Origin of the sequence: Curtobacterium sp. 458 (assembly GCF_030406605.1) — a bacterium.
In the GTDB taxonomy this organism is placed as follows: domain Bacteria; phylum Actinomycetota; class Actinomycetes; order Actinomycetales; family Microbacteriaceae; genus Curtobacterium.
In genome coordinates, this window is sequence record NZ_CP129104.1 from 1,839,153 (window position 1) to 1,863,035 (window position 23,883).

21 protein-coding genes and 1 tRNA gene are annotated in these 23,883 nt (G+C 71.7%); 10 read left to right on the forward strand and 12 right to left on the reverse strand.

What is annotated here, in order from left to right; all coding sequences use genetic code 11:
* Nucleotides 1-84: 84 nt before the first annotated feature.
* The 3 genes from QPJ90_RS09150 to QPJ90_RS09160 all read right to left on the reverse strand — a co-directional run bounded on the left by QPJ90_RS09150 (nucleotide 85) and on the right by QPJ90_RS09160 (nucleotide 5,573).
* Nucleotides 85-2,406 (reverse strand): bifunctional UDP-sugar hydrolase/5'-nucleotidase, encoded by a 2,322-nt coding sequence (locus QPJ90_RS09150; protein WP_290134135.1) that lies wholly within the window; start codon nucleotides 2,404-2,406, stop codon nucleotides 85-87.
* 92 nt (nucleotides 2,407-2,498) lie between these two features.
* Complete coding sequence (locus QPJ90_RS09155; protein ID WP_290130940.1) at nucleotides 2,499-4,313, reverse strand: thiamine pyrophosphate-requiring protein; 1,815 nt, start codon at nucleotides 4,311-4,313, stop codon at nucleotides 2,499-2,501.
* 105 nt (nucleotides 4,314-4,418) lie between these two features.
* The gene (locus tag QPJ90_RS09160) at nucleotides 4,419-5,573 is read right to left on the reverse strand and encodes a Gfo/Idh/MocA family oxidoreductase (protein ID WP_290130941.1); all 1,155 of its coding nucleotides are present in this window, start codon (nucleotides 5,571-5,573) and stop codon (nucleotides 4,419-4,421) included.
* Between the two features lie 139 nt (nucleotides 5,574-5,712).
* On the opposite strand from QPJ90_RS09160, the gene QPJ90_RS09165 reads away from it, so the two are divergent.
* From QPJ90_RS09165 to QPJ90_RS09175, 3 genes are all read left to right on the forward strand, one after another.
* Nucleotides 5,713-7,137, forward strand: a complete 1,425-nt coding sequence (locus tag QPJ90_RS09165; RefSeq protein WP_290130942.1) for a glucose-6-phosphate dehydrogenase — start codon at nucleotides 5,713-5,715, stop codon at nucleotides 7,135-7,137.
* Between the two features lie 118 nt (nucleotides 7,138-7,255).
* A complete protein-coding gene (locus QPJ90_RS09170) occupies nucleotides 7,256-8,032 on the forward strand; it encodes a dienelactone hydrolase family protein (RefSeq protein WP_290130943.1) in 777 nt (258 codons plus the stop codon).
* 102 nt (nucleotides 8,033-8,134) lie between these two features.
* Nucleotides 8,135-8,207 (forward strand) — tRNA-Arg (locus QPJ90_RS09175).
* 345 nt (nucleotides 8,208-8,552) lie between these two features.
* Here QPJ90_RS09175 and QPJ90_RS09180 read toward each other — a convergent pair.
* The 5 genes from QPJ90_RS09180 to QPJ90_RS09200 form a co-directional block, all read right to left on the reverse strand.
* A complete protein-coding gene (locus tag QPJ90_RS09180) occupies nucleotides 8,553-9,647 on the reverse strand; it encodes an alkene reductase (RefSeq protein WP_290130944.1) in 1,095 nt (364 codons plus the stop codon).
* A 52-nt stretch (nucleotides 9,648-9,699) separates the two neighbouring features.
* Nucleotides 9,700-9,912: a hypothetical protein gene (locus QPJ90_RS09185; protein WP_290130945.1), complete on the reverse strand. Its 213-nt coding sequence runs from the start codon at nucleotides 9,910-9,912 to the stop codon at nucleotides 9,700-9,702.
* A gap of 60 nt (nucleotides 9,913-9,972) precedes the next feature.
* Nucleotides 9,973-10,416 (reverse strand): MarR family transcriptional regulator, encoded by a 444-nt coding sequence (locus QPJ90_RS09190; protein ID WP_290130946.1) that lies wholly within the window; start codon nucleotides 10,414-10,416, stop codon nucleotides 9,973-9,975.
* A gap of 131 nt (nucleotides 10,417-10,547) precedes the next feature.
* The gene (locus QPJ90_RS09195) at nucleotides 10,548-13,247 is read right to left on the reverse strand and encodes an MMPL family transporter (RefSeq protein WP_290130947.1); all 2,700 of its coding nucleotides are present in this window, start codon (nucleotides 13,245-13,247) and stop codon (nucleotides 10,548-10,550) included.
* 75 nt (nucleotides 13,248-13,322) lie between these two features.
* Nucleotides 13,323-13,961 carry a TetR/AcrR family transcriptional regulator gene (locus tag QPJ90_RS09200; RefSeq protein WP_290130948.1) on the reverse strand — a complete coding sequence of 213 codons (639 nt, stop codon included), beginning with the start codon at nucleotides 13,959-13,961 and terminating at the stop codon, nucleotides 13,323-13,325.
* Between the two features lie 155 nt (nucleotides 13,962-14,116).
* Between QPJ90_RS09200 and QPJ90_RS09205 the strand changes: the two genes are divergently transcribed.
* The 3 genes from QPJ90_RS09205 to QPJ90_RS09215 are packed head-to-tail and all read left to right on the forward strand — an operon-like array spanning nucleotide 14,117 to nucleotide 16,047.
* Nucleotides 14,117-14,740: a class I SAM-dependent methyltransferase gene (locus QPJ90_RS09205; RefSeq protein WP_290130949.1), complete on the forward strand. Its 624-nt coding sequence runs from the start codon at nucleotides 14,117-14,119 to the stop codon at nucleotides 14,738-14,740.
* Nucleotides 14,741-14,751: 11 nt separating this feature from the next.
* A complete protein-coding gene (locus QPJ90_RS09210; protein WP_290130950.1) occupies nucleotides 14,752-15,237 on the forward strand; it encodes an AAA family ATPase in 486 nt (161 codons plus the stop codon).
* A 9-nt stretch (nucleotides 15,238-15,246) separates the two neighbouring features.
* On the forward strand, nucleotides 15,247-16,047 hold the full coding sequence (locus tag QPJ90_RS09215) for a potassium channel family protein (RefSeq protein WP_290130951.1): 801 nt from the start codon (nucleotides 15,247-15,249) through the stop codon (nucleotides 16,045-16,047).
* Here the strand turns inward: QPJ90_RS09215 and QPJ90_RS09220 are convergent.
* Nucleotides 15,975-16,523: a GNAT family protein gene (locus QPJ90_RS09220; protein ID WP_290130952.1), complete on the reverse strand. Its 549-nt coding sequence runs from the start codon at nucleotides 16,521-16,523 to the stop codon at nucleotides 15,975-15,977. The two genes, QPJ90_RS09215 and QPJ90_RS09220, sit on opposite strands and share 73 nt — an antisense overlap.
* 129 nt (nucleotides 16,524-16,652) lie before the next feature.
* Between QPJ90_RS09220 and QPJ90_RS09225 the strand changes: the two genes are divergently transcribed.
* Nucleotides 16,653-17,657 (forward strand): family 16 glycosylhydrolase, encoded by a 1,005-nt coding sequence (locus QPJ90_RS09225; protein ID WP_290130953.1) that lies wholly within the window; start codon nucleotides 16,653-16,655, stop codon nucleotides 17,655-17,657.
* Between the two features lie 26 nt (nucleotides 17,658-17,683).
* A complete protein-coding gene (gene bla, locus QPJ90_RS09230; RefSeq protein WP_290130954.1) occupies nucleotides 17,684-18,616 on the forward strand; it encodes a class A beta-lactamase in 933 nt (310 codons plus the stop codon).
* Between the two features lie 12 nt (nucleotides 18,617-18,628).
* On the opposite strand, the gene QPJ90_RS09235 is transcribed toward bla, so the two are convergent.
* Nucleotides 18,629-18,832, reverse strand: coding sequence for a hypothetical protein (locus tag QPJ90_RS09235; protein WP_290130955.1), 204 nt, complete (start codon nucleotides 18,830-18,832; stop codon nucleotides 18,629-18,631).
* 245 nt (nucleotides 18,833-19,077) lie between these two features.
* Between QPJ90_RS09235 and QPJ90_RS09240 the strand changes: the two genes are divergently transcribed.
* Nucleotides 19,078-21,129, forward strand: a complete 2,052-nt coding sequence (locus QPJ90_RS09240) for a transglycosylase domain-containing protein (protein WP_290130956.1) — start codon at nucleotides 19,078-19,080, stop codon at nucleotides 21,127-21,129.
* Nucleotides 21,130-21,352: 223 nt separating this feature from the next.
* Here QPJ90_RS09240 and QPJ90_RS09245 read toward each other — a convergent pair whose 3' ends face one another.
* Nucleotides 21,353-22,417, reverse strand: a complete 1,065-nt coding sequence (locus tag QPJ90_RS09245; protein WP_290130957.1) for an ABC transporter substrate-binding protein — start codon at nucleotides 22,415-22,417, stop codon at nucleotides 21,353-21,355.
* A gap of 86 nt (nucleotides 22,418-22,503) precedes the next feature.
* Between QPJ90_RS09245 and QPJ90_RS09250 the strand changes: the two genes are divergently transcribed.
* The gene (locus tag QPJ90_RS09250) at nucleotides 22,504-22,881 is read left to right on the forward strand and encodes a VOC family protein (RefSeq protein WP_290130958.1); all 378 of its coding nucleotides are present in this window, start codon (nucleotides 22,504-22,506) and stop codon (nucleotides 22,879-22,881) included.
* A gap of 87 nt (nucleotides 22,882-22,968) precedes the next feature.
* Here the strand turns inward: QPJ90_RS09250 and QPJ90_RS09255 are convergent, their stop codons facing one another.
* A complete protein-coding gene (locus QPJ90_RS09255) occupies nucleotides 22,969-23,883 on the reverse strand; it encodes a carbohydrate ABC transporter permease (RefSeq protein ID WP_290130959.1) in 915 nt (304 codons plus the stop codon).

Below are 23,883 nucleotides of genomic sequence, written 5' to 3' on the forward strand. Positions count from 1 at the left end.
CACTCCGCGGGGACAGGGACCTGAGCGGACTGGAGGCGCGGTGCCAGCTGGTACCGCGCCTCCAGTCCGTCATCCGGTCGCCCGTCAGTCGGTCGTGACCGCTCCGGTGCGCAGGGCGCGTCGTCGTCGAGCGACCACCAGACCGGCGATGCCGGCGAGGAGGAGCAGCCCGGCGGCGATCGCCGGACCGGTGAGCTCGGCGCCCGTGAAGGCGAGCTCGCCGTCGGCGTCGTCGGCGACGATCACGTCGACCGTGCCGTCGCCGTCCGTGTCGACACCCGTGCCCGCGCCGCCGTCGACGGCACCGCCGTTGCCCGCACCGGGCGTCGTGCCCGGGTCAGCGGGGTCGGTCGGGTCGGTACCGGGGTCCGCGGTCTCGGCGGCGACCGGGATCGTCACCGCGAGGGTGATCGTCTGCCCGTTCGGCAGGGTGACGACGAGCGGCTCGTCGGTCGTGGCCGCGGCGCGCGTCGTCAGCGCCGAGCGCGCCACCCCGGCCTCGCCGCCGGGGACGGTGAACTCGAGCGTCGCGCGCCCCTGCTCGTCCGTGGTGTCCACGACCGACGTGTCGATCGTGGCACGGTCGAGCTCTTCGCCGTCGGCGCTCACCGCGACCTCGCCGGCCTGGTCGGTGGCGTTGCTGAAGGTGAGCGAGGACAGGTCGATCCGGACCTCGTCGCCGGGCTGGAACCCGCCCTCGGGCTCGTTCGTCCGGACCCCGACGGCGCGCTGGTCCTGCTGGACCTCCACCGTCGGGTTCGCCCGGAAGTACTGAACCTGTGCCTCGAGGTCGACCATGCCGCTGTCCTGCTTCGCGGCGGCGTCCTTGAACGCGCCGAAGTTGTCGCCGCCCGTCGCGAGGAAGGAGTTCACGGTCACCTTGTAGGTGCGCGTGGCCTCGACGGGATCGCCGTCGAGGGTCATCGAGGTGATGCGGGAGCCGGCCGCAGCCTCCGGGTCGTACGTGTAGGCGAAGCCCTCGGACGCGCCGAGCTTGAGGAACGGGCGGCTGGCCGACGTCGGCTGCCACTGCTGTTCGAGCGCCTGCCGGATCTGGTCGCCGGTGAGGTCGAGGACGACGAGCGTGTTCGCGAACGGCTGGACGACCGCGGCTTCCTTGTAGGTGACCGCGCCCGAGGCAACGTCCGCGCGCAGGCCACCCGGGTTCATGAACGCGATCTGCGAGCCCTGCCGCTGCGTCTGGCTCCGCTGGACCTCCGCGACGAAGTTGCCCAGCGTCGATTCGCCGCCGCGGTTCTCGGAGCCGTCCGTCTGCACCGCGCGCTTGAGGTCGCGGTCGACGGTGCCGAGCTCGACGGCGCCGAGCCGGTCGGCCTCGGCGACGGCGGCGTCGACGGTGGCCTGGACCGCGGGGTCGGGCGTGTAGGTCCCGTCGACCAAGCGCAGGTTCTCGGGTGCCGCCGGGGTCACGGTGCCGTCCGCGGCGACCGTGAGCCGCACGTGGCCGAGGTTGAAGCCGTACGAGCCGGTCTGGATCACCGGGCGGGCGACGGTGCCGCCCGTCGGGACGACCGAGTAGGCGTACGTCTGGTGGGTGTGGGCGGACAGGATCGCCGAGACCTTCGGGGTGACGCCGTAGACCGCGCGCGAGAAGTCGGTGTCGGAGGTCGGCGTGACCGGCGTCGACGACTCCGCGCCGTCGTGCACGAGCAGCACGAGCACGTCGGCCTCGTCGTTCGCCGTGTCGCCGTCGGTGAGCTGCGCGGCGACCTTGTTGACCTCGGTCGTGATGTCGCCCATCTCGAGGCCCTCGATGCCGTCCGGGGCGACGAGGCCCTGGCCGATCAGGTCCACCGTCGCGCCGATGAAGCCGACGCGCTCGCCGCTGATCTCCTGGATCGAGTACGGCTGGAACGCGGGCTTCCCCGTGGCCGAGTCGAGGATGTTCGCGGAGACGTAGTCCCACTGCGCCGCACGGACGCCCTCGCCCTGGCCGCCGATCACGCGGTCGCGGAGGTCGTCCTGGCCCTTGTCGAGCTCGTGGTTGCCGATCGCGCTGACGGAGAGGTCCATCTGGTTGAGCACGTCGATCGTGGGCTGGTCGTCCTGGATGAACGACTCGAACGTCGAGCCGCCGATGTTGTCGCCGGAGCTGACGAACGCGGAGGTCGTGCCGTCGCCGCGGAGCTGTTCCAGTGCGCCGGCCAACGTCGCCGCTCCGGCAGCGTCGCCGTCGCGGGGGGTCGGGACGCCGTTCGTCTGTGAGATGGACTGCGCGATCCGACCGTGGAAGTCGTTCACGTTGTACAGGTCGATCGTGGTGTCGCCCTCGGCAGCACTGGCGACGGACGGCACGGACAGCGCGACGAGGACACCGGCGGTCGCGAGCGCAGCGCCCGCGACCAGGCGCCCACGACGCGTTCGGGAGTGGTGGGAAGTGTTCATCGGCGACGAACCTAGGAGGACGCACAGGCAACACGCCAGACGCCCCCCGAACGCGTCACACGATGTTCACACGAGCAACACCCGCGACCCGCTCAGTCGCGGCCGAGCGCGCCCTTCACCCGCTCGACGGCCTCCGCCGCCATGGCCTTCGCCGAGTCCTTCACGACGTCGAGCTCGACCGGGTCGCCCTTCAGCAGGCTCTTCGCCGTGTTGATCGCGTACTCCGCCGTGATGTGCGGCGGGAGCGGCGGCACGCTCCGGCTGACGTAGGCGTCGATCACGGTCACGCCCGGGTTCGCGAACGCTCGCTCGACGGCCGCCTCGACCTCGGCGTCGTCGTGCACGGCGATGCCCGTGAACCCGAGGAGCTCGGCGTAGCCGGCGTAGTCCATCGTCTCGACGTCCTGCGAGCCCCGCCACATCGGGTTGCCGTCCTCGGTGCGCATCTCCCACGAGACCTGCCCGAGGTCGTCGTTGTGCATGATCACGATGACGAGCTGCTGGTTCGGCCAGCTCGCCATGTACTTCTTCACGGTGATGAGCTCGTTCATGCCGAGCATCTGGAACGCGCCGTCGCCGATGGTGCACACGGCCGGAGCGTCCGGGAACGCGAACTTGGCGGTCACGGCGTACGGCATCGCGGCGAGCATGGTCGCGAGCCGGCCGGACATGTCGCCGTGCATGCCCCGGCGGAGGCGGATGTGGTGTCCGTACCAGTCCGCGGTGGTCCCGGCGTCGCATGTGACGGTGACGCCCTCGGGCAGGCGCTCGTTCACGGCGCTGATCACCCGCCGCGGGTTGACGCCGTCGCTGTAGGAGACCTCGGCCTGGCGGGCCATCTCGGCCTCCCACTCCCGCATCTCGTCGGCGAGCTGCTCCTGCCACGAGCGGTCCGTGGTCTGCTCGAGGAGCGGCAGGACCGCGTCGAGCGTCGCGCCGACGTCGCCCCAGAGGTTGAGCTCGGTCGGGTAGCGGAGGCCGAGCTGCTCGGGCTTGATGTCGACCTGCACACCGCGGGCCTGCCCGGTCGCCGGCAGGTACTCGCCGTAGGGGTAGTTCGTGCCGAGGAGCACGATCGTGTCGCACTCCTTGATCTGCGTCAGGCTCGGCCGCGACCCCAGGAGCCCGACCTGCTGCGTGTGGTACGGCACGTCCGACGGCACGACGTCCTTGCCGCGGAGGGCGGTGATGATGCCGGCGCCGGTCTTCTCCGCGGCGGCGAGGACCTGGTCCGTCGCACCGCGGGCACCGGCCCCGACGAGGAAGGTGATCTTCTCGCCGGCGTTGAGGATCTCCGCGAACCGCCGGACGTCCTCGGCCGACGGCGTGATGCGGGTGGAGGCGGGGACGTCGCTCGACCGCGACACCCAGTGCTCGGCCGCGGGCTCCTCCCACGCCATCGCCTGCACGTCGTGGGGGAGGACCACCACGGCGGGCTGCTTCCGGAGCATCGCGGTGCGGAACGCCGTGTCGATCACGACCCCGGCAGCGTCCGGCGAGGCGACGGTCTCGACGTAGCACGCCACGTCCGCGAACACCCGCTCGAGGTTCGACTCCTGCTGCGTGAAGGTCCCGATCGACGCCAGGCCCTGCTGTCCGACGATCGCGACGACCGGCTGGTTGTCCATCTGCGCGTCGTAGAGGCCGTTGAGCATGTGGAACGCTCCGGGGCTGGACGTCGCGACGCACACGCCGACCTCGCCGGTGAACTTCGCGTGCGCGGTCGCCATGAGCGCGGCGATCTCCTCGTGCGTCGGCCGGACGTACTCGAGGGCACGCTCGCTGCCGTCCGCCTTGCCGAGTGCTCCGTCGAACGCGCCGATGCCGTCCCCGGGGTAGCCGAACACCCGGGACACGCCCCAGGACTTGATGCGGTCGATGACGAAGTCGCTCACGGTGGTGCCCATGCGACCAGCGTGCATCCCGCAGGCTGTACGCGTTCAGACTGGAGGCCCGGACCACGTGACCGACGCCGGTCACGTGATGCGGGCCTCCAGTCGGGCGCGGAGCGCTCAGCCGATCGCGTGCCAGGCGCGGTCGCGCGCACTGTCGAGGACCGCCGCGATGATCGCCGCGGCGCGCGCGCCGTCCGCGAAGGTCGGGAGCCCCTCGGGGGACCCGCCGCGGACGGCGTCGTAGGTGTCGGCGACGAACGCCGTGAACGCGTCGAGGTAGCCCTGCGGGTGGCCAGCCGGCACGACCGCGAGGCGCCGCTGGTCCGGGGGGCCCTGCGTGGGGTCGCGGACGATGATCTGGGCGCCGCGCTCGGTGCCGAACCAGGCCGACTCCGGCTGCTCCTGGTCGAAGGCGGCCGACCCGAGGGTGCCGTCCACCTCGAACCAGAGCCGGTTCTTGCGGCCGGCGGAGACCTGCGAGATGACGACGTTCCCGATGCGGCCGGCACCGGTGCGGAACGTGGCGACCGCGGTGTCCTCCGTCGTGACGTCGGCGCGCTGGCTGGCGTCCGCGAGCGGGTCCGGGTCGGGGGATCCGGAGAACGACGGGCCGGACGCCGCGGGTCGGGTCGGGTAGACGACGTCGGTGGCGGCCGAGACCTCGACGAAGCGCTGGCCGGTGACGAACTCGACGAGGTCGCACCAGTGCGAGCCGATGTCGGCGAACGCCCGCGATGCACCGCTCGAGGACGGGTCGACCCGCCACGAGGAGGCGTCCTCGTCGAGCATCCAGTCCTGCAGGTAGTGCCCGTGCACGGCGAGCAGTCGACCGAGCTCGCCCTCGGCCACACGGGCGCGGATCTCCCGGACGACCGGGTGGTACCGGTACACGAACGGGACGGTGGCGACGACACCGGCCTCCGCCGCCGCGGCGACGAGCTCGTCCGCCTGCTCGGGGTCGAGCGCGAGCGGCTTCTCGCAGACGACGTGGATGCCGGCGCGGATCACCGCGAGGGACTGCGGGTGGTGCTGGCCGTTCGGGGTGCACACGTGCACGACGTCGGGAGCGTCCGCGATGACCTCGTCGAGCGACCCGTACCCACGGGGGAGCCCGAGCTGCTCGGCGACCTGGGCGGACCGGTCCGGGGTGCGTCCGAGGACCCCGAGGACCTCGGCACCCGCGGCCGACGCCGCGCGGACGTGCACGCCCGCGATCATGCCCGTGCCGATCACCGCGACGCGGAGGCGCCGCCCGTCGTGCTCACTGCTCATGGTGCTCCCTCGCGCCGGACTGCCCCCACCGTAGCGGCGCGACCGGGCGCACGCCCGCCGGTGGTGTGCGCGGCGCGCAGCCCGACGGAGACGGGTCCGGACCCGGCCACCTGCAGGACTCGTGAGTACGTTCTGGGGCATGTCGAGCCTCCAGACCACCCTGCTCATCCTCGGTGCCAGCGGCGACCTCTCCAAGCGGCTGCTGCTCCCCGGTCTCGCCACCCTGTTGGAGGTGAAGGAGGACTGGGACGTGCAGCTCGTCGGAGCCGGTACGGAGGACCTGTCGGACGACGACTGGAAGCGTCTCGTGCACGATGCGTTCGAGAACGCACAGGCGTCGAAGAACGAGGAGGACGAGGGCGCGCACGACGGCTCCGAGCGACTGAGCGGCCGGCTCCGCGCCGTCGTCGAGGCGTCGAGCTACCGCAAGTCCGACGTCACCAGCGCGGACGACTTGAAGGCCCTCCTCGCGGACTGCCACCACGACCCGGCCGTCTACTTCGCCCTGCCCCCGGCCGTCACCGAGAAGAGCTGCGAGGTCCTCGCCGGGCTCGAGCTCCCGAAAGGCACCCGCTTCGCGCTCGAGAAGCCGTTCGGTACCGACGCCGCGAGCGCCGAGCACCTGAACGACGTGCTGCACGGGTTCCTGCCCGAGGAGCGCATCCACCGCGTCGACCACTTCCTCGGCCGCTCCACCGTGCTCAACCTGCTCGGCCTGCGCTTCGCCAACCGCATCGTCGAGCCGCTGCTGTCCTCCCAGCACGTCGAGCGCATCGACATCGTCTACGACGAGACGCTCGGACTCGAGGGACGTGCCCGCTACTACGACAAGGCCGGCGCCCTCGTCGACATGATCCAGAGCCACCTGCTCCAGGTGATGGCCGTCGTCGCGATGGAGGCACCCGCGTCGATCGACGCCGACGACCTCCGCACGCAGAAGGAACTCGTGCTGCGCGCCGTCCGACCCTGGGGTGGCGACGTCGTCGCGGCCGGCAAGCGAGCGCGCTACACGGCCGGCACGGTCGGCGACCGGAAGCTCCCGAGCTACGTCGACGAGGACGGTGTGGACCCCTCGCTCGGCACCGAGACGCTCGCGCAGCTCACCCTCGAGGTCGCGAACTGGCGCTGGGCCGGCGTCCCGATCACGCTCCGGTCGGGCAAGGCGCTCGGGCAGCAGCGTCGCGAGATCGTCATCACGTTCAAGGACTCGCCGCACGTGCCGAACGGGCTGACCGGTGCCGAGCGGCCCGACCGGCTCCGCATCTGGATCGCCCCGGACGAGATGCAGCTCGAACTCAACGTGAACGGCCCCGGCGACCCGTACACGATCGACCACACCGCGCTGTCGGTGACCTTCAACCCCGGCCGGCTGAGTGCCTACGGCGAGGTGCTCGCCGGGGTCCTCGAGGGCGACGCCACGCTCTCCGTCCGCGGGGACAGCGCCGTGCAGGGCTGGAAGGTCGTCGAGCCGTTCCTCCAGGCCTGGCGCGACGGGAAGACGCCGCTCGACGACTACGCCGCCGGGTCCGAGGGGCCGGACGGCTGGGACAACATCGACGCCTGAGCGGCCGACCACCGGACGGGAGGCACGTGGCGGGGCCGCCACGTGCCTCCCGTCCGTCGTCCGGTCACCACGCACACGGGCGGGGCGGCCGCCCGGTCAGCGGGCGTAGCGTCGGCTCGTGACCACCATCGACGACATCCTGCAGACCGTCCCCGACCCCGCCGGCGCCGACGTGCGCGTCGAGACCGTGCGCTACGACCACGAGGGCACCGTCCTCGAGGGCGTGCTCGCGAAGGACCACGCCATCGCGGGCCCGCGTCCCGCCGTGCTCGTCGTGCACGACTGGCACGGCGTCAACGAGCACGTGCACGCCCGGGTGACGATGCTCGCGCGCCTCGGGTACGTCGCGTTCGGCGCCGACATCTACGGCGCCGACGTCCGACCCGGCGACGACACGGCCGGCCAGGTCGCCGGCTCGTACTACCAGGACCTCCCGCTGCTCCGGGCCCGTGCACTCGCCGGGTTCGAGCAGCTCCGCCGCGACCCCGACGTCGACCACACCCGCATCGCCGTCATGGGCTACTGCTTCGGCGGGTCGACGGCCCTCGAGCTCGCCCGCACCGGAGCGGACCTCGTCGGCGCGGTGTCGTTCCACGGCGGTCTGATCGCCCACGAGCCGTCCGACGCGCACCAGATCCGGGCGAAGCTCCTGGTGCTCACCGGTGGTTCCGACCCGGTCGTCCCCGACGAGAAGGTGCACGAGTGGCAGGACGAGATGCGTGCGGCGCCCGAGGTCGACTGGCAGGTCGTCACCTACTCGGGCGCGATGCACGCGTTCGCCGTCCCGGGCACGGACGCTCCCGACCACGGCGCGCAGTACCAGGCGACGGCGGACCGGCGGTCGTGGCAGGCGTTGCAGACGTTCCTCGGCGAGGTGTTCGACGAGGAGGCCTAGGCCGTCGGCGATGGCGCGACACGCCGAGCGGCCGGTCCGGAGGGCCTCGATTGGCGCGTGGCCCGCACCTGTTGTAGAGTCTTCCACGGCCGCAAACGCCACGCGCTCGTAGCTCAATGGATAGAGCATCTGACTACGGATCAGAAGGTTGGGGGTTCGAGTCCCTTCGAGCGCACACTGTTTGAGACAGCAGGGAAGACGCCCCCGGTTCCATCGGAACCGGGGGCGTCTTCTGTTCCCGCGTCTTCTGCTCCCGGGGTGGGGTGGCTCTCGCCGCCACGGCTGCCGTCCGTCGTCGTTGGGTCGACCGCTGTCGAACGACTCCGTCGCTGTCGTACGACGACCACGACGTCGCTCGTCTCGCGGTCGCCCTGGCCGCGCGTGCGGGCAACGACGCCGCTGTCGCACGACAGCGGCGGCGTCGTTCCGCGACGGCGCGCAGTGAATGCACCCCCGAGGCGGACGGGAGGCGCGGTGCCAGCCGGCACCGCGCCTCCCGTCCGTCAGTCGCTCACGTCGACTACGCGACCTGCACGCGCGACTCGGCGAGCGTCGGGTAGTCGGTGTAGCCCTCGGCCGTGGCGCCGTAGAACAGCTCCGGACGCGGCTCGTTGAGCTCCTCGTCCTGCTCCCAGCGGAGCGCGAGGTCCGGGTTCGCGATCGCCGGACGACCGACCGCCACGGCGTCGACGTGCTCGGAGTCGAGCAGCGCGATCGCCTCGTCACGGGTGGTCACCGACGAGAAGCCCGAGTTCGCGATGAACGGCGCTCCGGCGGTGCGGCGGATCGTCTGCACGAGGTCCGACGCGATCTCCGCCTGGAGGACGTCGATGAACGCGAGACCGAGCGGCGCGAGGCCCTCCGCCACCGCGGTGTAGGTGGCGAGGACGTCGGCGTCGTCCTCCTCCAGCACGCCCTGGATGTTGTGCTGCGGCGAGAGGCGGATGCCGACGCGATCGGCGCCGATGGCCTCCGCGACGGCGGTGGTGACCTCGATCGCGAAGCGCGCGCGGTTCTCGGGGGAGCCGCCGTACTCGTCGGTGCGGGTGTTCGACACGGGGGACAGGAACTCGTGCACGAGGTAGCCGTTGGCGCCGTGGACCTCGACGCCGTCGAGCCCGGCCGCGATCGCGTTGCGTGCGGCCTGCGCGAAGCCCTGGACCGCCTCGCGGACCTCGGCGGTGGTCAGCTCGTGCGGGACGGGCATGTCGGCCTTGCTGCCGTCGGCGAGGTGCGTCTGCCCGGGGGCGGCGATCGCGCTCGGACCGACGATGCGCGGCGTCTCGGAGATCGACGTGTGGGAGACCCGGCCGCCGTGCATGAGCTGCATGACGATGGTGCCGCCCTCGGCGTGCACGGCGTCCGTCACGCGGCGCCACCCGGCGATCTGCTCGTCGGTCTCGATGCCGGGCTGGCCGGGGTAGGAGCGGCCCTCCTGGACGGGCCAGGTCCCCTCGGTGATGATCATCCCCATGCCCGCCCGCTGGCGGTAGTGCTCGACGAGCAGGTCGTTCGGGATGCCCTGGGCGCCGGCGCGGGTGCGCGTGAGCGGTGCCATGACGATCCGGTTGCGGAGGTGCAGTGCGCCGAAGTCGGCGGGTTCGAAGAGCTTCACGTGTCCGTTGAACCACGTGTTGCCGGGTGCAATTCCCCTTCGGGGCGGATCGTCAGCGACCGGGGCACACCAGCGTCGACGAGCGCACCTGACCCTCGGGTCGGATCACCTGGTGCAGCGACAGGGGCTGCCCGCAGATGGGGCAGGGGCGGTCGACCGTCCGGTCGTCGACGCCCTCGGGGTGGCCGGCGCCGATCTGCGACGGGCCCATCTTCTCGATGAGCGTGGTGTTCCACTTCTCGTACCAGCGGCCGAAGCGACCCATCGCCCTTCCTTTCGTTCGTGCACGAATGATTCTGCCACGAAGCGTTGCGGCGCGCCAGGGTCAGATGTCGTCGACCCGTTCCAGCAGTTCGGTCAGGTCGTCCTTGAGGGCCTCGAGCCGGGCGGGCGGCCATCCCAGTCGGTCGGCCACGGCGAGCGGCACCGCCTCGGCACGGTCGCGGAGCGCTCGGCCTGCCGTCGTCAGGGAGACCTCGAGCTGGCGTTCGTCGGCGGTGCTGCGAGCACGCTTGAGGTACCCGGAGGCTTCCAGTCGCTTGAGCAGCGGGCTGAGTGTCGCGGAGTCGAGGCGGAGTTCGCGGGCGATCTCCCGCACGGACCGCGGATCGCGCTCCCACAGCGCGAGCATCACGAGGTACTGCGGGTGGGTGAGCCCCATCGGCTCGAGGAGATCGCGGTACAGACCGATGACGCTCCGACTCGTCGCGGCGAGGGCGAAGCAGAGCTGCCGGTCGAGGGCGAGCGGGTCCACGTCGGTCTCGGTCATGCCCCCACCCTACGCTTCGTGCACGAACGACCGGGTTCGCGGACGCTACGCGACGGGCGACGCACTGGAGGCGCGGTGCCGGTCTCGGGGACCGGCACCGCGCCTCCAGGCGGTTGCGTCAGCGCGGAGCGCTACGCGCGGTGCGTCGGAGTGTGGCCCTCGTGCGGGTTCGCGTCCGGCTCGGCCGCCGCGGCGTGCGCGCCGTGGTGCTCGGCGTCGCCGCCTCGCTGGGCGAGCTCGCCGTGCCCGCCGCTCGGGTGGGCGCGTTCGAGCTTGGCGCCCTCGACGTCCACGTCCGGCAGGATGCGGTCGAGCCACTTCGGGATCCACCAGGCGCTGCGTCCGAGCAGGTGCATGACCGCGGGGATGAGCAGCATCCGCACCACGAACGCGTCGAGCAGCACACCGAAGGCGAGCCCGAAGCCGATCGGCTTGATCGTCGACGAGTCGGAGAAGATGAAGCCCGCGAAGACGGAGATCATGATGATCGCCGCCGCCGTGACCACGGCCCGTCCGGCGTGCAGGCCCCGCTGGACCGCGACCTTCGCCGATGCGCCGTGGGCGTACGCCTCGCGCATGCCCGACACGAGGAACAGCTGGTAGTCCATCGCGAGCCCGAACAGGATCCCGATCTCGATGATCGGCAGGAAGCTCAGGATCGGCGCCGGGTCGTGCACGCCGAACACGGAGCCGAGCCAGCCGAACTGGTAGATCGCGGTCAGGCCACCGAACGACGCGAGCACGGACAGGATGAACCCGGCCGTCGCGGTGATCGGCACGAGGAACGACCGGAACACGATGATCAGGATGATGAGCGACAGCCCGACGACGACCGCGAGGTAGAGCGGCAGCACGTTCGAGAGCTTCTCGGACACGTCGATGTTCGCGGAGGCGTTGCCCGCGACGCCGAGCGTGGCCTTCCCGTCGTCGACGCTCACCTGCTGCTCGCGCAGGTCCTTCACGAGCGTCTCGGTCGAGACACTGTCCGGGCCGCCGGCGGGCTTCACCTGGAACGCGATGATGTCGCGGTCCTCCGACGCACCGATCGGGAGCACGGCCTCGACGTCGTCGTTCTTCGCCAGGGCCTGGCCGATGGTGACCTCGGTCGCGGTGACGTCGTCCTTGCTGACCGCCTTCGGCAGGTTCGCCACGACGAGCAGTGGACCGTTCTGACCGGCGCCGAACTCGTCCGACAGGGTCTTGTAGGCCTGGTACTGCGACGACTCGACGTCCTCGGACGCACCCGTGGGCAGGCCGAGTCGCATCTGCGTCGCGGGCAGGGCGATGGTGCCGAGCACGGCGACGCCGGCGACGAGCGTGATGACGGCGCGCCAGGTCGACATCGGCTTGTTCGGCACCCGGATCGAGTCCGTGTTGCCGACCCGCTCGCGCTCCTTGCGGCGCAGGATGCGCATGCCGAGCAGCGAGAGCAGCGCCGGGGTGAACGACGTCGCGATGAGGATCGCGAACAGCACCGCGACGGCGCCGACCGTGCCCATCAGCCCGAGGAACGGGATGCCCGTGATGTTCAGCGCGAGCAGGGCCACGATGACCGTCGTGCCGGCGAAGACGACCGCGTTGCCGGAGGTCCCGTTCGCGAGGCCGATCGACTCGTGCACGCCCATGCCGGCCTTCAACTGCGTGCGGTGTCGGTTGAGGATGAAGAGCGAGTAGTCGATGCCGACCGCCAGGCCCAGCATCACCCCCAGGACCGGCGTGACCGAGATGAACTCGACGAGGCTCGAGAACGACAGCGCCGCGAGGGACGCGACGCCGACGCCGAGCACCGCGGAGACGAGCGGGATCGCGGCGCCGATCACCGTGCGGAGCATGAGGAACAGCACGAGTGCGGCGATGATCACGCCGATGATCTCGCCCGGACCGAGGATCGACGGCACGCCCTGCGCGATGTCGTTCGACACGTACACGTCGACGCCGCTGATCTTCGCCGCCTCGGCCTTGTCCGAGATGGCCTGCTTCGTGCTCTGCGGCACCTCGTAGGTCGACTTCGTGAACTGCACGGTGCCGATCGCGGCGGAGTCGTTCGAGGACACGAACCGGATGTCCTTCGACAGGTCGAGGAGCTTCGACCCCTGCTCGAGCTCCTGCTCGCTGTCGTCCAGCTTCTGCTCGTTCTCGTCGAGCTTCTTCGTGTTCTCGTCGATCTGCTGCTGGGCTGCCGTGATCTGCTGCTGACCCGCGGTGATCTGCTGCTGCTGCGCGTCGATCTGCGCCTGGGCCTGCTGCAGCTGTGCCTGCGCGGCTGCGGAGGCGGCGGCACCGGCGGCCTCGGCCTGGGCCTTCTGCGCGTCGAGCTGCTGCTGCGCCTGCTCGATCTTCGTCTTGCCCGACTCGAGCTGCGACTTCTGCGCGTCGAGCTGGTCCTGGCCGTCCTCGATCTGCTTCCGGCCGTCGGAGATCTGCTTCCGGCCGTCGCTGATCTGCTCGCGGCCGTCGACGATCTTCTGCCGCTGGTCGTCGAGCTGCTGCTGCGTCGTGAAGCCGTCGGTGACGTCCTTGACGCCGTCCTCGCTCTTCAGCCCGTCGAGGAAGTCCTTGACCTCGGTCTTCTGGTCGTCCGTGAACGCCTTGCCGTTCGTGGTCGTGAAGACGAGCGTGCCGGTGCCGCCGTTCGCGGACGGGAACTTGTCCGCGAGCTCGTCCTGCACCTGGCTGGTCTTGGTGTTCGGGATCGAGATCGAGGACGAGATCGAGCCGGCGAACAGGCTGTAGGTGAGCCCGGCGATGCCCATGATCACGATCCACGCGATGATCACGAGCCAGTGCCTGCGGGCGGAGAAGCGCCCGAGTCGGTAGAGGAGACCGGCCATGCGGAGAGCCCCGTTCCTTTCGTTGTGCGTGCTGAGTGGTGACGGGGTGCGCCGGTGGACCCCTGGGGGTGACGATCAGTCGGTGGGCATGTAGCCGCTGCGGACGCTGTGGACGAGTCTGCTCAGCAACGCGTCCCACGCGTCCAGGGATGCGCGGTCGAGCGAGGGGCCCGTGTGCGTGAGCCAGTGGTCCGCGATCACGACGATGCCGCTCATGAGTGACTCCACGAGCAGCGCGGCGTCGAGCTCGTCCGCGGCCGGGTGGCGGCGGGTGACCTCGTCGCGCAGTCGTTCGGTGACCCGGGAGAACGCGGTCTGGGTGAGCACCGCGGCCTTCGGGTCGGACTTGCCGGGTTCGCCGAGGATCCGGTACATGCTCGCGATCGCCGGCGCGAGGTCGGCTCCGCGGGCGGCGGACTCGAGCTCGTCGAACATCGACGACCGCGACCCGTCGCCGACCGGGGTCTTCGCCATGTCGGCCAGGAAGCGGTCGATGATGACCGACAGCTCCTCTTCGCAGACGGTGAGGAGGACCTCGTCGAGGGACGCGAAGTGGTTGAAGACCGTCCGTCGCGCGACGTCGGCCCGCGCCGCGAGGTCGTCGACCCCGAACTCGCGTCCGCCCTGCTCCGCGATGAGGTCGCGCGCGGCCTGCAGGATCGCTGCACGGTGCTTCGCCTTGAGGGCGGCACGGCGGTCGGGTGCGAGGGTCACGTCTGTGAACACTAGGTGCATCGATGCACTGAGTGCAACGACTCCGAGTGCATGCTCAGATTCGTCCCCCGACGCGCGTCGCCCACGCGATCGAAGGACGGACGGGAGGCCCGTGGTGGCGCCGCCACGGGCCGCCTGTCCGTAGGTTGGTCACCATGCACCCGCTGTCGGCCACCCTCGACCGCTGGAACGCGCGACACCTCTGGTCACACAACGCGGCCTACTCGTGGTTCGTCGTCGCCCATGCCCGCGCGCTCCGGCGGCGCGGGGGGAGCAGTGTCCTCGACGTGGGCTGCGGAGCCGGGCTGCTGCTCGCCCGGCTCCGTCGCGTGCTCCCGGACGCGGCCGGTGTCGAGCCGGACCCACGGATGGCGCGACTCGCCGCGCGCAGCGGCGCGCGGATCACCGCGGAGCTGCCCGCCGAGCCGGTCGACCTCGTCGTCCTCGTGGCTTCGCTCCACCACCTCGACGCCGACGACGCGCTCCCACGGCTGCGCGCGCTCGTCCGCCCCGGCGGGCGACTCGTCGCGATCGCCCCCACTCGCTCGACGTGGGCTGACCTGCCCCGCGTGGTCTTCTCGCTCGTGGCCAACCCGATCGTGGGATTCGTGCGGCACCCGCTCGGGACCGATCGCGCTCCGGAGCACATGACCGCACCGACGGTCGCGCCGACCCTGTCCCACCGGGAAGTGCGGTCGTCCGCCCGGCGACACCTGCCCGACGCCCGGGTGTGGCCGGGACTCTTCTGGCGGAGCGTCGTCGTCTGGGGAGCGCCGTGACGATCCTGCTCGTGAGCGGCGCACCCGGGAGCGGCAAGACGACGCTCGCGACGGCGCTCGCCGCGCAGCTCGGTTGGCCGCAGGTGCACCGCGACGAGCTCTACGCCGGGATCACGGCGGCGGGCGACGTCGACCGCGATCAGGTCGTGCCGCAGGGCGTCGCCGCGTTCTGGAGCGTGACGGCGGCGTACGCCCGGGCGGGGTCCAGCGTCATCGCGGAGGCGACGTTGTACCGCGGGCAGTCCGAGGCGGAGGTCCGCGACGTCCTCGGCGGTCCGTGGCCGATCCGGAACCTCCACTGCGTGACGCCGACGTGGCACGAGCGGTTCGTCGCCCGGGGTCACGAGGCGCGGTTGAACGACCGCGCGCTCGCGAACGCGCCGGCGACCGTGCCGCCGCTCGACCTCGGCTGCCCACTGCTCGAGGTCGACACGACGAACGAGTACCACCCGGGGCTCGACGACCTGGTGCGCTGGGCGACGGTGGCATCCGGCTAGCGTTCGTGCATGCAGCTCAGACAGACGACCTGGGTCCGGTGGACGCAGTGGCCGCTCGCGGCGGCGGCGCTGGCGTTCCTCGCCGCGTACGCGATCGAGGTGCTCGCCGATCCGTCAGGCGCCGTGCGGGTCCTGTGCGAGACGGTCGTCAAGGTCACCTGGGCGATGTTCATCGTCGACTACCTGGTCATGCTCACGACGGCGGAGCGACGCGGGCGGTGGTTCGTCATGCACCTGCTCGACCTCGCCGTCATCGTGCTGCCGTTCCTGCGACCCCTGCGGCTGCTCCGGCTGGTGCAGCTGTTCCGTGTCCTCCAGCACACGACCGGCACGGCTGTCCGTGGGCGGGTGACCGTGTACGTGGTCGCGACCACGACCCTGCTCGTGTTCGTTTCCGCCTTGGCGGTGTTCGACGTCGAACACCGTGCCCCCGGAGCGAGCATCGTCTCGTTCGGTGACGCTCTGTGGTGGTCGGTCGTGACGATCACGACCGTCGGCTACGGCGACCTCACACCGGTCACGGTCGAGGGTCGTCTGATCGCCACCGGCGTGATGATCAGCGGGATCGCCCTCCTCGGAGTGGTCACGGCGACGATCGCGAGCTGGATCATCGATCAGGTCGGCCGTCGCAACGAGGAAGCGCAGACCGCGACCCGACGCGAACTCCGCGAGCTCACCGCGGAGATCCGAGCACTCCGCGACGAGCTCGCGCGCGGAGGCATGGCAGGGTCCGGCGGTCAGGCCGGCTCGTCGTCCCACGGGACCGGGGTCGTGGTGCCGGACTCCCAGTCGCGCCGCAGCACGCCGTAGGCGACCGACGCGAGCGGCTCCCCACCGGGTACGGGCCAGCCCTCCCGGTAGTGCGCCTCCTTGACCCACCCCGCGCGGAGGAACGTCCGCCGCATCGCCGTGTTGTCCTCGCGGGTCTGCCCCTCGAAGCGCGTCACCTCGGGCAGCGTCCGGAACACGTGGTCGGTCGCCGCGCGGAGCGCCTGCACGCCGAACCCCTGCCCGCGGTGCTCGCCGGCGATGCGGAGGTCGAAGAGTGGCACCGGGTCCTCGAGGTCCTCCAGGCGGAGCACGCCGACGCGGCCCCGCTCGTCCGAGTCGATCCAGAACGAGTCGTGTTCGTCGTCGCGCCATGCACCGCCGTCGACGTCGTGCTCGGCGTCTGCGCGGTCGATGCGACGTCGCACGTGGAACGGGAACTCCTCGGTCGTGAGGAAGGCGACCAGGGCCTGCCGGTCGGCGCCGGTGGGGTCGAGACGGGTGAGTCGGACGGCCATGCGGGCCACGCTACCGGTGCTCGGTTTCCCGCACGCCCGTGCGGCTTGCCGCCGTGGACCCCGCGAAGGGAGGCGCCGATTCGTTCCGTGCGTGAACCTGATGGTGACAGGGCAGTACAGGAGCAGATCGTGAAACGGCAACGCACCTCGCAACGGCGCGAGCGGACCACCTCGACGCGCGGGGGCTTCCTCCGCGGAGCCGTCGTGCTGGTCGTTGCCGGGGTCACCGTCGCCGTGATGCTGGCGTTCCTCACGCCGGCGCAGGGCAGCGAGCTCCTCCCGTCGCTGTCGCCGTCGCCCAGCAGCGCGACGACGAGCGGCGCGTCGCCGAGCGGCGCGACGCCGAGCAGCGCGGCGTCGACGCAGCAGACGCCGGACGGTGCTGCTCCCGACGGCACGACCGCCTCCGGTGAGCCAGCCGGCGGCGCCGCTTCCGGGCACCCGTCCGGCTCGACCTCGGAGGGCGCCGTGCAACCCCGGACACCCACCCCGACCGTTCCGGAACCCGTGCTCGGTCCGCAGGCGGCGTTCTTCGAGGACTTCACGACCCCGGCGGCGAGCGGTGGACCGTTCGGCGCGACCTACGCGAACGCCTGGCAGGCGTACGACGAGGGCACGAGCGACAAGTACTACTCGGGCGCACTGATCAGTGCACACGACGGCGTCATGGACGTCGCGATGAACGGCACCCAGGGCGCGGCCGGGGTCTTCGGACCGCCGGCGACGGCGTGGGCGCAGACCGGCGGCACGTTCAGCATCCGCATGAAGGTCGAGGGCGGTCGGGGCAACGGGACGGCGGTCATGCTCTGGCCGACGTCGAACGACGCGTCCGAGGGGGAGCTCGACTACCCCGAGGGCGGTTTCTCCGGCAAGCCGGACGTGTTCCACCACTCGATGGTGCCGGGCCACGCCGACAAGGCGTACCGGATCCTGACCGACGCGTCGTGGAAGGACTGGCACACGTACACGACGGTCTGGGTGCCGGGGAAGTCGGTCAGCTACTTCCTCGACGGGGTGCTGCTCGAGACGGTGACGGAGTCGGTGCCGACCACCCCGCACCGGTACACGTTCCAGATCGGCAACACCGGCAAGCCCGGCCACGTGCTCATCGACTGGGTGTCGATCGAACCCTGAGGCCGTCGTTCGTGCAGGCTGGGGTCGTGCGTGCTCCACGATGGACGGCCGTGATCGTCGGTGCCGGCCTCACCGCAGCCCTCGTCGGGTGCTCCGGACCCGGCGCACCGGTCGGGCAGGCGACGACTCCGGGAGCCGCTGCACCCACCGACGTCCCGACCGCCGCGCCGACGGTCTCGGCAGACGGCGCCCTGGCTGCGCTCGAACGGGAGTCCGACGCCCGACTCGGTGTCGTCGCCGTCGACACGGAGTCCGGGACGACGCTCGCGTACCGCGGCGACGAGCGCTTCCCGTTCGCGTCGACGAACAAGGTGTTCATCGCCGCGGCCGTGCTCGACCGGTCGACGGCGGCGGACCTCGACACGATCATCCACTACGACCGCGGCGACCTGCTCGAGTACGCACCGGTCACCTCGCGCTCGGTCGACACCGGGATGACCGTCCGGGCGCTCGTCGACGCAGCCGTCAGTGTGAGCGACAACACCGCGGCGAACCTCCTCGTGGAGCGCCTCGGAGGCCCGGACGCCGTCGAGTCCTGGCTCCGTGGCATCGGTGACCGTGTGACCCGCGTCGACCGGCTCGAGCCCGACCTGAACGCGGCGACGCCCGGCGACGACCGGGACACCAGCACGCCCGAGCAGTTCGCGGCCGACCTCCGTGCCGTGCTCCTCGGGGACGCCCTCGACGCCGACGACCAGCGCGTGCTCCGGACCGCGATGCTCGGCACCACCACGGGCGACGGGACGATCCGCGCCGGGGTGCCGTCCGGCTGGCGGGTCGCCGACAAGACCGGCACGGGGTCGTACGGCGTCCGGAACGACATCGGTGTCGTGACACCTCCGGGGCGGCGACCGATCGTGCTCGTCGTGATGACCCGCACCGACCGCTCGGACGCCGAGCCCTCGGACGCGCTCGTGGCCGCCGCGACGAAGACCGCGGTCGGAGCGCTGCGCCGCTGACGGCGGCGCTCGCTACCGCCGGTCCCGTCGCTCGCGGGCGGCGTCCCGCAGCGCACGGAACCAGCCCCGGGTCGCGACGGCGTCGGGGACACCGCCGCCCGCGAGCAGACCGGCGGCGGCTCCGAGGAAGTCCTCGCCGCACTCCCGGCACAGCGTCCGGGTCGCCGTCCGCACGGGTTCGCCGCGGACCGGCCGTCCGCACTGTTCGCAGGTCACCGGGCGAGCGTACCGGCAGCGCGAGCAGGGGCGGCCGTTGCCGGAACGTGACCGGAGGACGGCCTGGAGGCCCGTGGCGGCGCCGCCACGGGCCTCCAGGCCGTCACGGGGTAACGATCCGTACCGACTCGGCGCTCTCCCAGTCCACGCGCCGGGGATCCCCCGGGAGATCCCGGGGACCGTCCGGGTCCGCCCGGCACGGTCCGACACGGAACGCACCGATCCGCGGTGCACGAGGGGGACACATGGGGTTCGGACGAGCGATGGCGGCCGTGAGCGGCTTCGTCGGCGGGAGCGTGCTGGCGGGCCTGGTGGTCGGCGTCGGCGTGACGCCGGCGGTCGCGCTGGCGGGGTTCGGGACGTCGTCGGCGATCGACGCGTTCTCGTCGCTGCCGGAGTACATCGAGGTCGGCGAGCTGCCGAGCCGCAACGAGGTGTGGGCGTACCGCGGCGGGAAGCCCGTGCACCTCGCGGACGTGTTCGACCGGAACCGCGAGCAGCTGCCGTACGACCGGATCAGCGACACGCTCAAGCACGCCGCCGTCGACGGTGAGGACAAGCGGTTCTGGCACCACGGGGGCGTCGACGCGACCTCGCTCGTCCGCAGTGTCGTCAGCGTCGCGGCGAAGCAGGGGAAGGGCGGGTCCGGCGGGTCGACGCTCACGATGCAGCTGGTCCGGAACATCAAGATCGAACAGGCCTCGCAGCTGCCCGCGGCCGAGGCCGAGGCGGCGGTCGCGGAGGCCACGGCCCGGACCCCGCAGCGGAAGCTCGAGGAGATCAAGCTCGCGATCGGCCTGGCGAAGCGGTACTCGAAGGAGGAGATCCTCACCGCGTACCTCAACATCGCGTACTTCGGCGACCAGACCTACGGCGTGCAGGCCGCGGCGCAGCGGTACTACGGCAAGGACGCCACGGACCTCAGCCCGGCCGAGGCGGCGTCACTCGTGGCGATCGTGCAGTGGCCGGAGCGCCGGGACCTCTCGACGCCGGCCCACCACCGGGACAACCAGGCCCGGCGAGACGTCATCCTCCGCGCGATGCACGAGCAGGGGCACCTGTCGGGCCGTGACCTCCGGACCGCGCTCGCGTCGGAGCCGGCGGAGTACGTGCACCTCACCGCGCCGCAGCAGGGGTGCGCGTCGGTCGTCGACGGCGCGCAGTACTTCTGCGAACACGCCGTGCAGGTCGCCCGGTCGCTGCCGCAGCTCGGAGCGACGCAGGCCGAACGCGACGAGGCCTGGCGGACGGGCGGGTACCGGGTGCAGACGACGCTCGACCTCGACCGGAACGCCCAGCAGAAGGCACTGCTCGACCGGTACGACCCGGCCGCCGAACCCGCACTCGCCCTCGGCGCGACGTTCGACTCCGTCGAGGCCTCGACCGGACGTGTCCTGACGATGGCGCAGAACACCGCGTACGACCGCTCGGCGGCGGCACCCCGAGGGTCGAGCTCGCTGAACTACGCCGTGGACGAGGCCTCCGGCGACGCGACCGGGTTCCAGCCCGGCTCGACCTACAAGGTGTTCACGCTGCTCGCCTGGCTCGAGGCCGGACGGAGCCCGGACACGGTGGTGGACGGCACCCGGCACGAGCAGCGGACGTGGACCCAGTGCGGACAGACGATCGACGAGCCGTGGAACCCGCGGAACGACTCACCGGGCCAGACCGGTCCGTACTCGGTCCGTGCGGCGACGGCGCAGTCGGTCAACGGCGCGTACGTGTCGATGGCCGCGCAGCTCGACCTCTGCGACGTCCGGGACGTCGCGGAGCGGCTCGGCGTCCACCTCGCGACGGGCGGTTGGGTCGGTGCGAACCCGGCGGCGATCCTCGGGACCGAGAACATCGCGCCGCTCACCATGGCGTCGGCGTACACCGCGATCGCGAACGGCGGCGTCCGCTGCGACCCGGTCGTGGTGGACGAGGTCGTGGACCGCACCGGGAAGGACCTCGGCGGACAGCCGGAGACCTGCCGACAGGTGCTCTCGCCCGTCGTCGCCGCAACCGCGTTCGAGGTCATGCAGGGCGCGTTCCGCGGTGGAACGGCGACCGGCGGGCAGACCGCCGACGGCATGACGCTGTTCGGCAAGACGGGCACGACGGACGTCGCGGACCAGGTGTGGCTCGTCGGTGGGACCTCCCGCGTGGTCACCGCGTACTGGCAGGGCAACACGGACGGTGGGAAGACGAACCTCCGGTACGTCGGCAACGGCCAGGGCGGGACGTACGCGGGTGCGCGGGCATCGGTGTGGAAGCAGGCGCAGGAGGCGGTGAACGCGGCCTACCCGGCAGGGTGACCGCCGCCGTGCCGCGGGGTGGGCGCGGCCGGCCAGCCGGCGCCGCCGGTCTCCCGGGACTCGGCTGGGCGGACAGTTTCGCGGCCCTCCGGCTGCGGGACTGTCCGCGGGGCCGAGACTCGCCGGGCAGGCGGGGACGCGCGGGGGTACGGCCGGGCAGGCGCGCGCGGGCGGGCCGGGCGCGCGCGGGCGAGCCGGGCGCGCGCGGGCGGGCGGGGCCGCGCTACCGGTCGAGGCGCTCGCTCTCGGTGATCCACGTGGTCAGCTGGCGCATCGCTGCGGCCTGGGACGCGTGGTCGAGCACGGGCGACGTCCACGGGTGCACCTGCCCCGCGACGAGGGCCGGCTGGTCGGCGAAGGTCGGCTGCCGCACGAGGTCGTCCGCCTGGTAGCCCTGGTCCGAGAGCAACAGCACGTCGCCCCGGACCTTGCCGGCGTTCGGCCAGGAGTACACGCCCCACGCGTAGCCCTTCGGCCCGGGCACGGTCAGGTCGGCACCGTGCGACGCCCAGAGCTGCAGCGCGGGGACGTCCTCGGGACGGGCGACGTAGACACCGTCGTGGTCGGCGTAGAGCGCGGTCAGCCGGACGTCGTGGTCGCGGGTCGCTGCCTCCAGCGCCGACGCGGCGTCGTCGAACTCGGTCTCCGCTGCGTCGACGACCGACTGCTCGGCGCCGAGCGACAGCGTGAGGTCGGTCACGTCGCGGACGACGTCGGCGCCGTCACCACCCCACCGGACCTCGGCGACCGGCGCGATCTTCGCCAGTTCCCGCTGCTGCGGAGCGTCGGCGATGCCCGTCCCGACGTGGTCGGTCGGGAGCGTGCCCGAGGCGTCCACCGGCGCGATCGTGGTCACGATGAGGTCGGGCCTCAGCGCGGCCACCCGGTCGACGTCGATGCCGTCCGAGCCGTCGCCGGCACCGTCGGTCGTGCTCGCCGATCCGACGTCCGCGATGCCGTCGGTGTCGAGGCCGTCCCACCGGTCGTCCTCGGCGAGCGGGAGCCGGCCGAAGGTCCCGACGGGGTGCAGGCCGGAGCGGACCATCGAGATCGCGAGGTCGTCGAGGGCGACCACCCGCTCGGGGCGGTGGTCGAGGCGGATCGTCGTCCCGGTGGCGTCCTGGTACGACCAGCCGGTGGTCCTCGCGTCGCCACCGCCACCGCCACCGCGCCCGCCGTCCGGGGAGGTCTCCGTGCCGGACGTCCCGCTGCACCCGGCGAGGGCCAGCGCGCAAGCCACCACCGCGGCGAGCACGAGGGCGCGCAGGGGCCGGCGGGGGAGCGTCACGACGAGCAAGGCTAGCCGCGCGGCCTGTGCTCCGGGTCGTCGTCGCGGACGACCGAGTGGGCCCACCGATGGGTAGCGTCCGCGGCATGAGCAGCCGACTGAGCGAACTCGTCCTGAACTGCGCCGACCCCGAAGCCCTCTCGCGCTTCTGGTGCGCGGTGCTCGACTACGTCGAACTCGGGAAGGACGAGGACGGCATCGAGATCGGTCCGGCCTCCGGGTTCGGCGGCGCGACGCCGACGATCATCCTCGCGAAGGTCGAGCACGCGAAGGCGCAGCCCCTCCGGCTGCACCTCGACCTCAGCCCGGTCGACCGCGACCAGGACGCCGAGCTGGAGCGACTGCTGGCGCTCGGCGCACGGCCGGCCGACGTGGGGCAGACGGGGGAGGAGTCCTGGCACGTCCTGCAGGACCCGGAGGGCAACGAGTTCTGCCTGCTGCGCACGCGGCTCGCGCCGCTCTGAGGCGCGCCCGGCGCGCTGCGCGGGCAGCAGACGGACGGGAGGCACGGTGCCAGCCGGCACCGTGCCTCCGTTCGTGAGGTGGTGGCGTCAGCCCTTGAGGCCGGACCCCGTCACGCCCTCCACGATCTGCCGCTGGAAGATCAGGTAGAGGATGATCAGCGGCAGCGCCGCGAGGATCGCACCGGCCTGGATGTCGGCGTAGCGCTGACCGAAGCTGCCCTGGACCGTGGCGAGCCCGACCGGGATCGTCATGAGGTCCGGGTTGGACAGCACGAACAGCGGCAGCAGCAGGTTGTTCCAGACCCCGACGAACGTCAGGATCGCGACCGCGGCGATGACCGGACGCGACAGCGGCAGGATCACCGACCAGTAGATCTTCCACATGCCCGCACCGTCGATGCGTGCAGCCTCCTCGAGCTCCCGGGGGATGCCGTCGAAGAACTGCTTGAAGATGAACACCGCGATGACCGCGGGCACCTGCGGGAAGATGACCGACCAGTAGGTGTTGAGCAGACCGACCGCGTTGAGCTCCTGGAAGATCGGGATGATCAGGACCTGCGTCGGGATCATGATGCCCAGGATGATGAGCAGGAACGCGACGTTGCGACCGCGGAACACCAGGCGCGACAGCGCGAACGCGGCCATCGAGGCGAACAGCACCGTGAGTGCCGTCGTCACGAGGCTCGTGATGCCGGAGGCCAGGTACCAGTTCCAGATGTCGCCGGCCTGGAACAGCGCGGCGTAGGAGTGCAGCGTCGGGTTCCAGTTCGACAGGATCGAGTTCGCCCCGAGCGCGGCGACACCGTTGTCGGACAGCGATGTCTTGAGGGCGAACAGGCTCGGGATGAGCCAGATGACCGCGAACACCCCGAGGATGATCCCGGCCACGATGTTGAAGCCCCTGCCGGATACGCCGATCTTCGCCGCGTTCGCGGGGGCTGCGGCCGACACCCCGGAACGGAGCTTCGGCCGGGCGGTGGTGACGCTCTCGGTGGTGGTCAC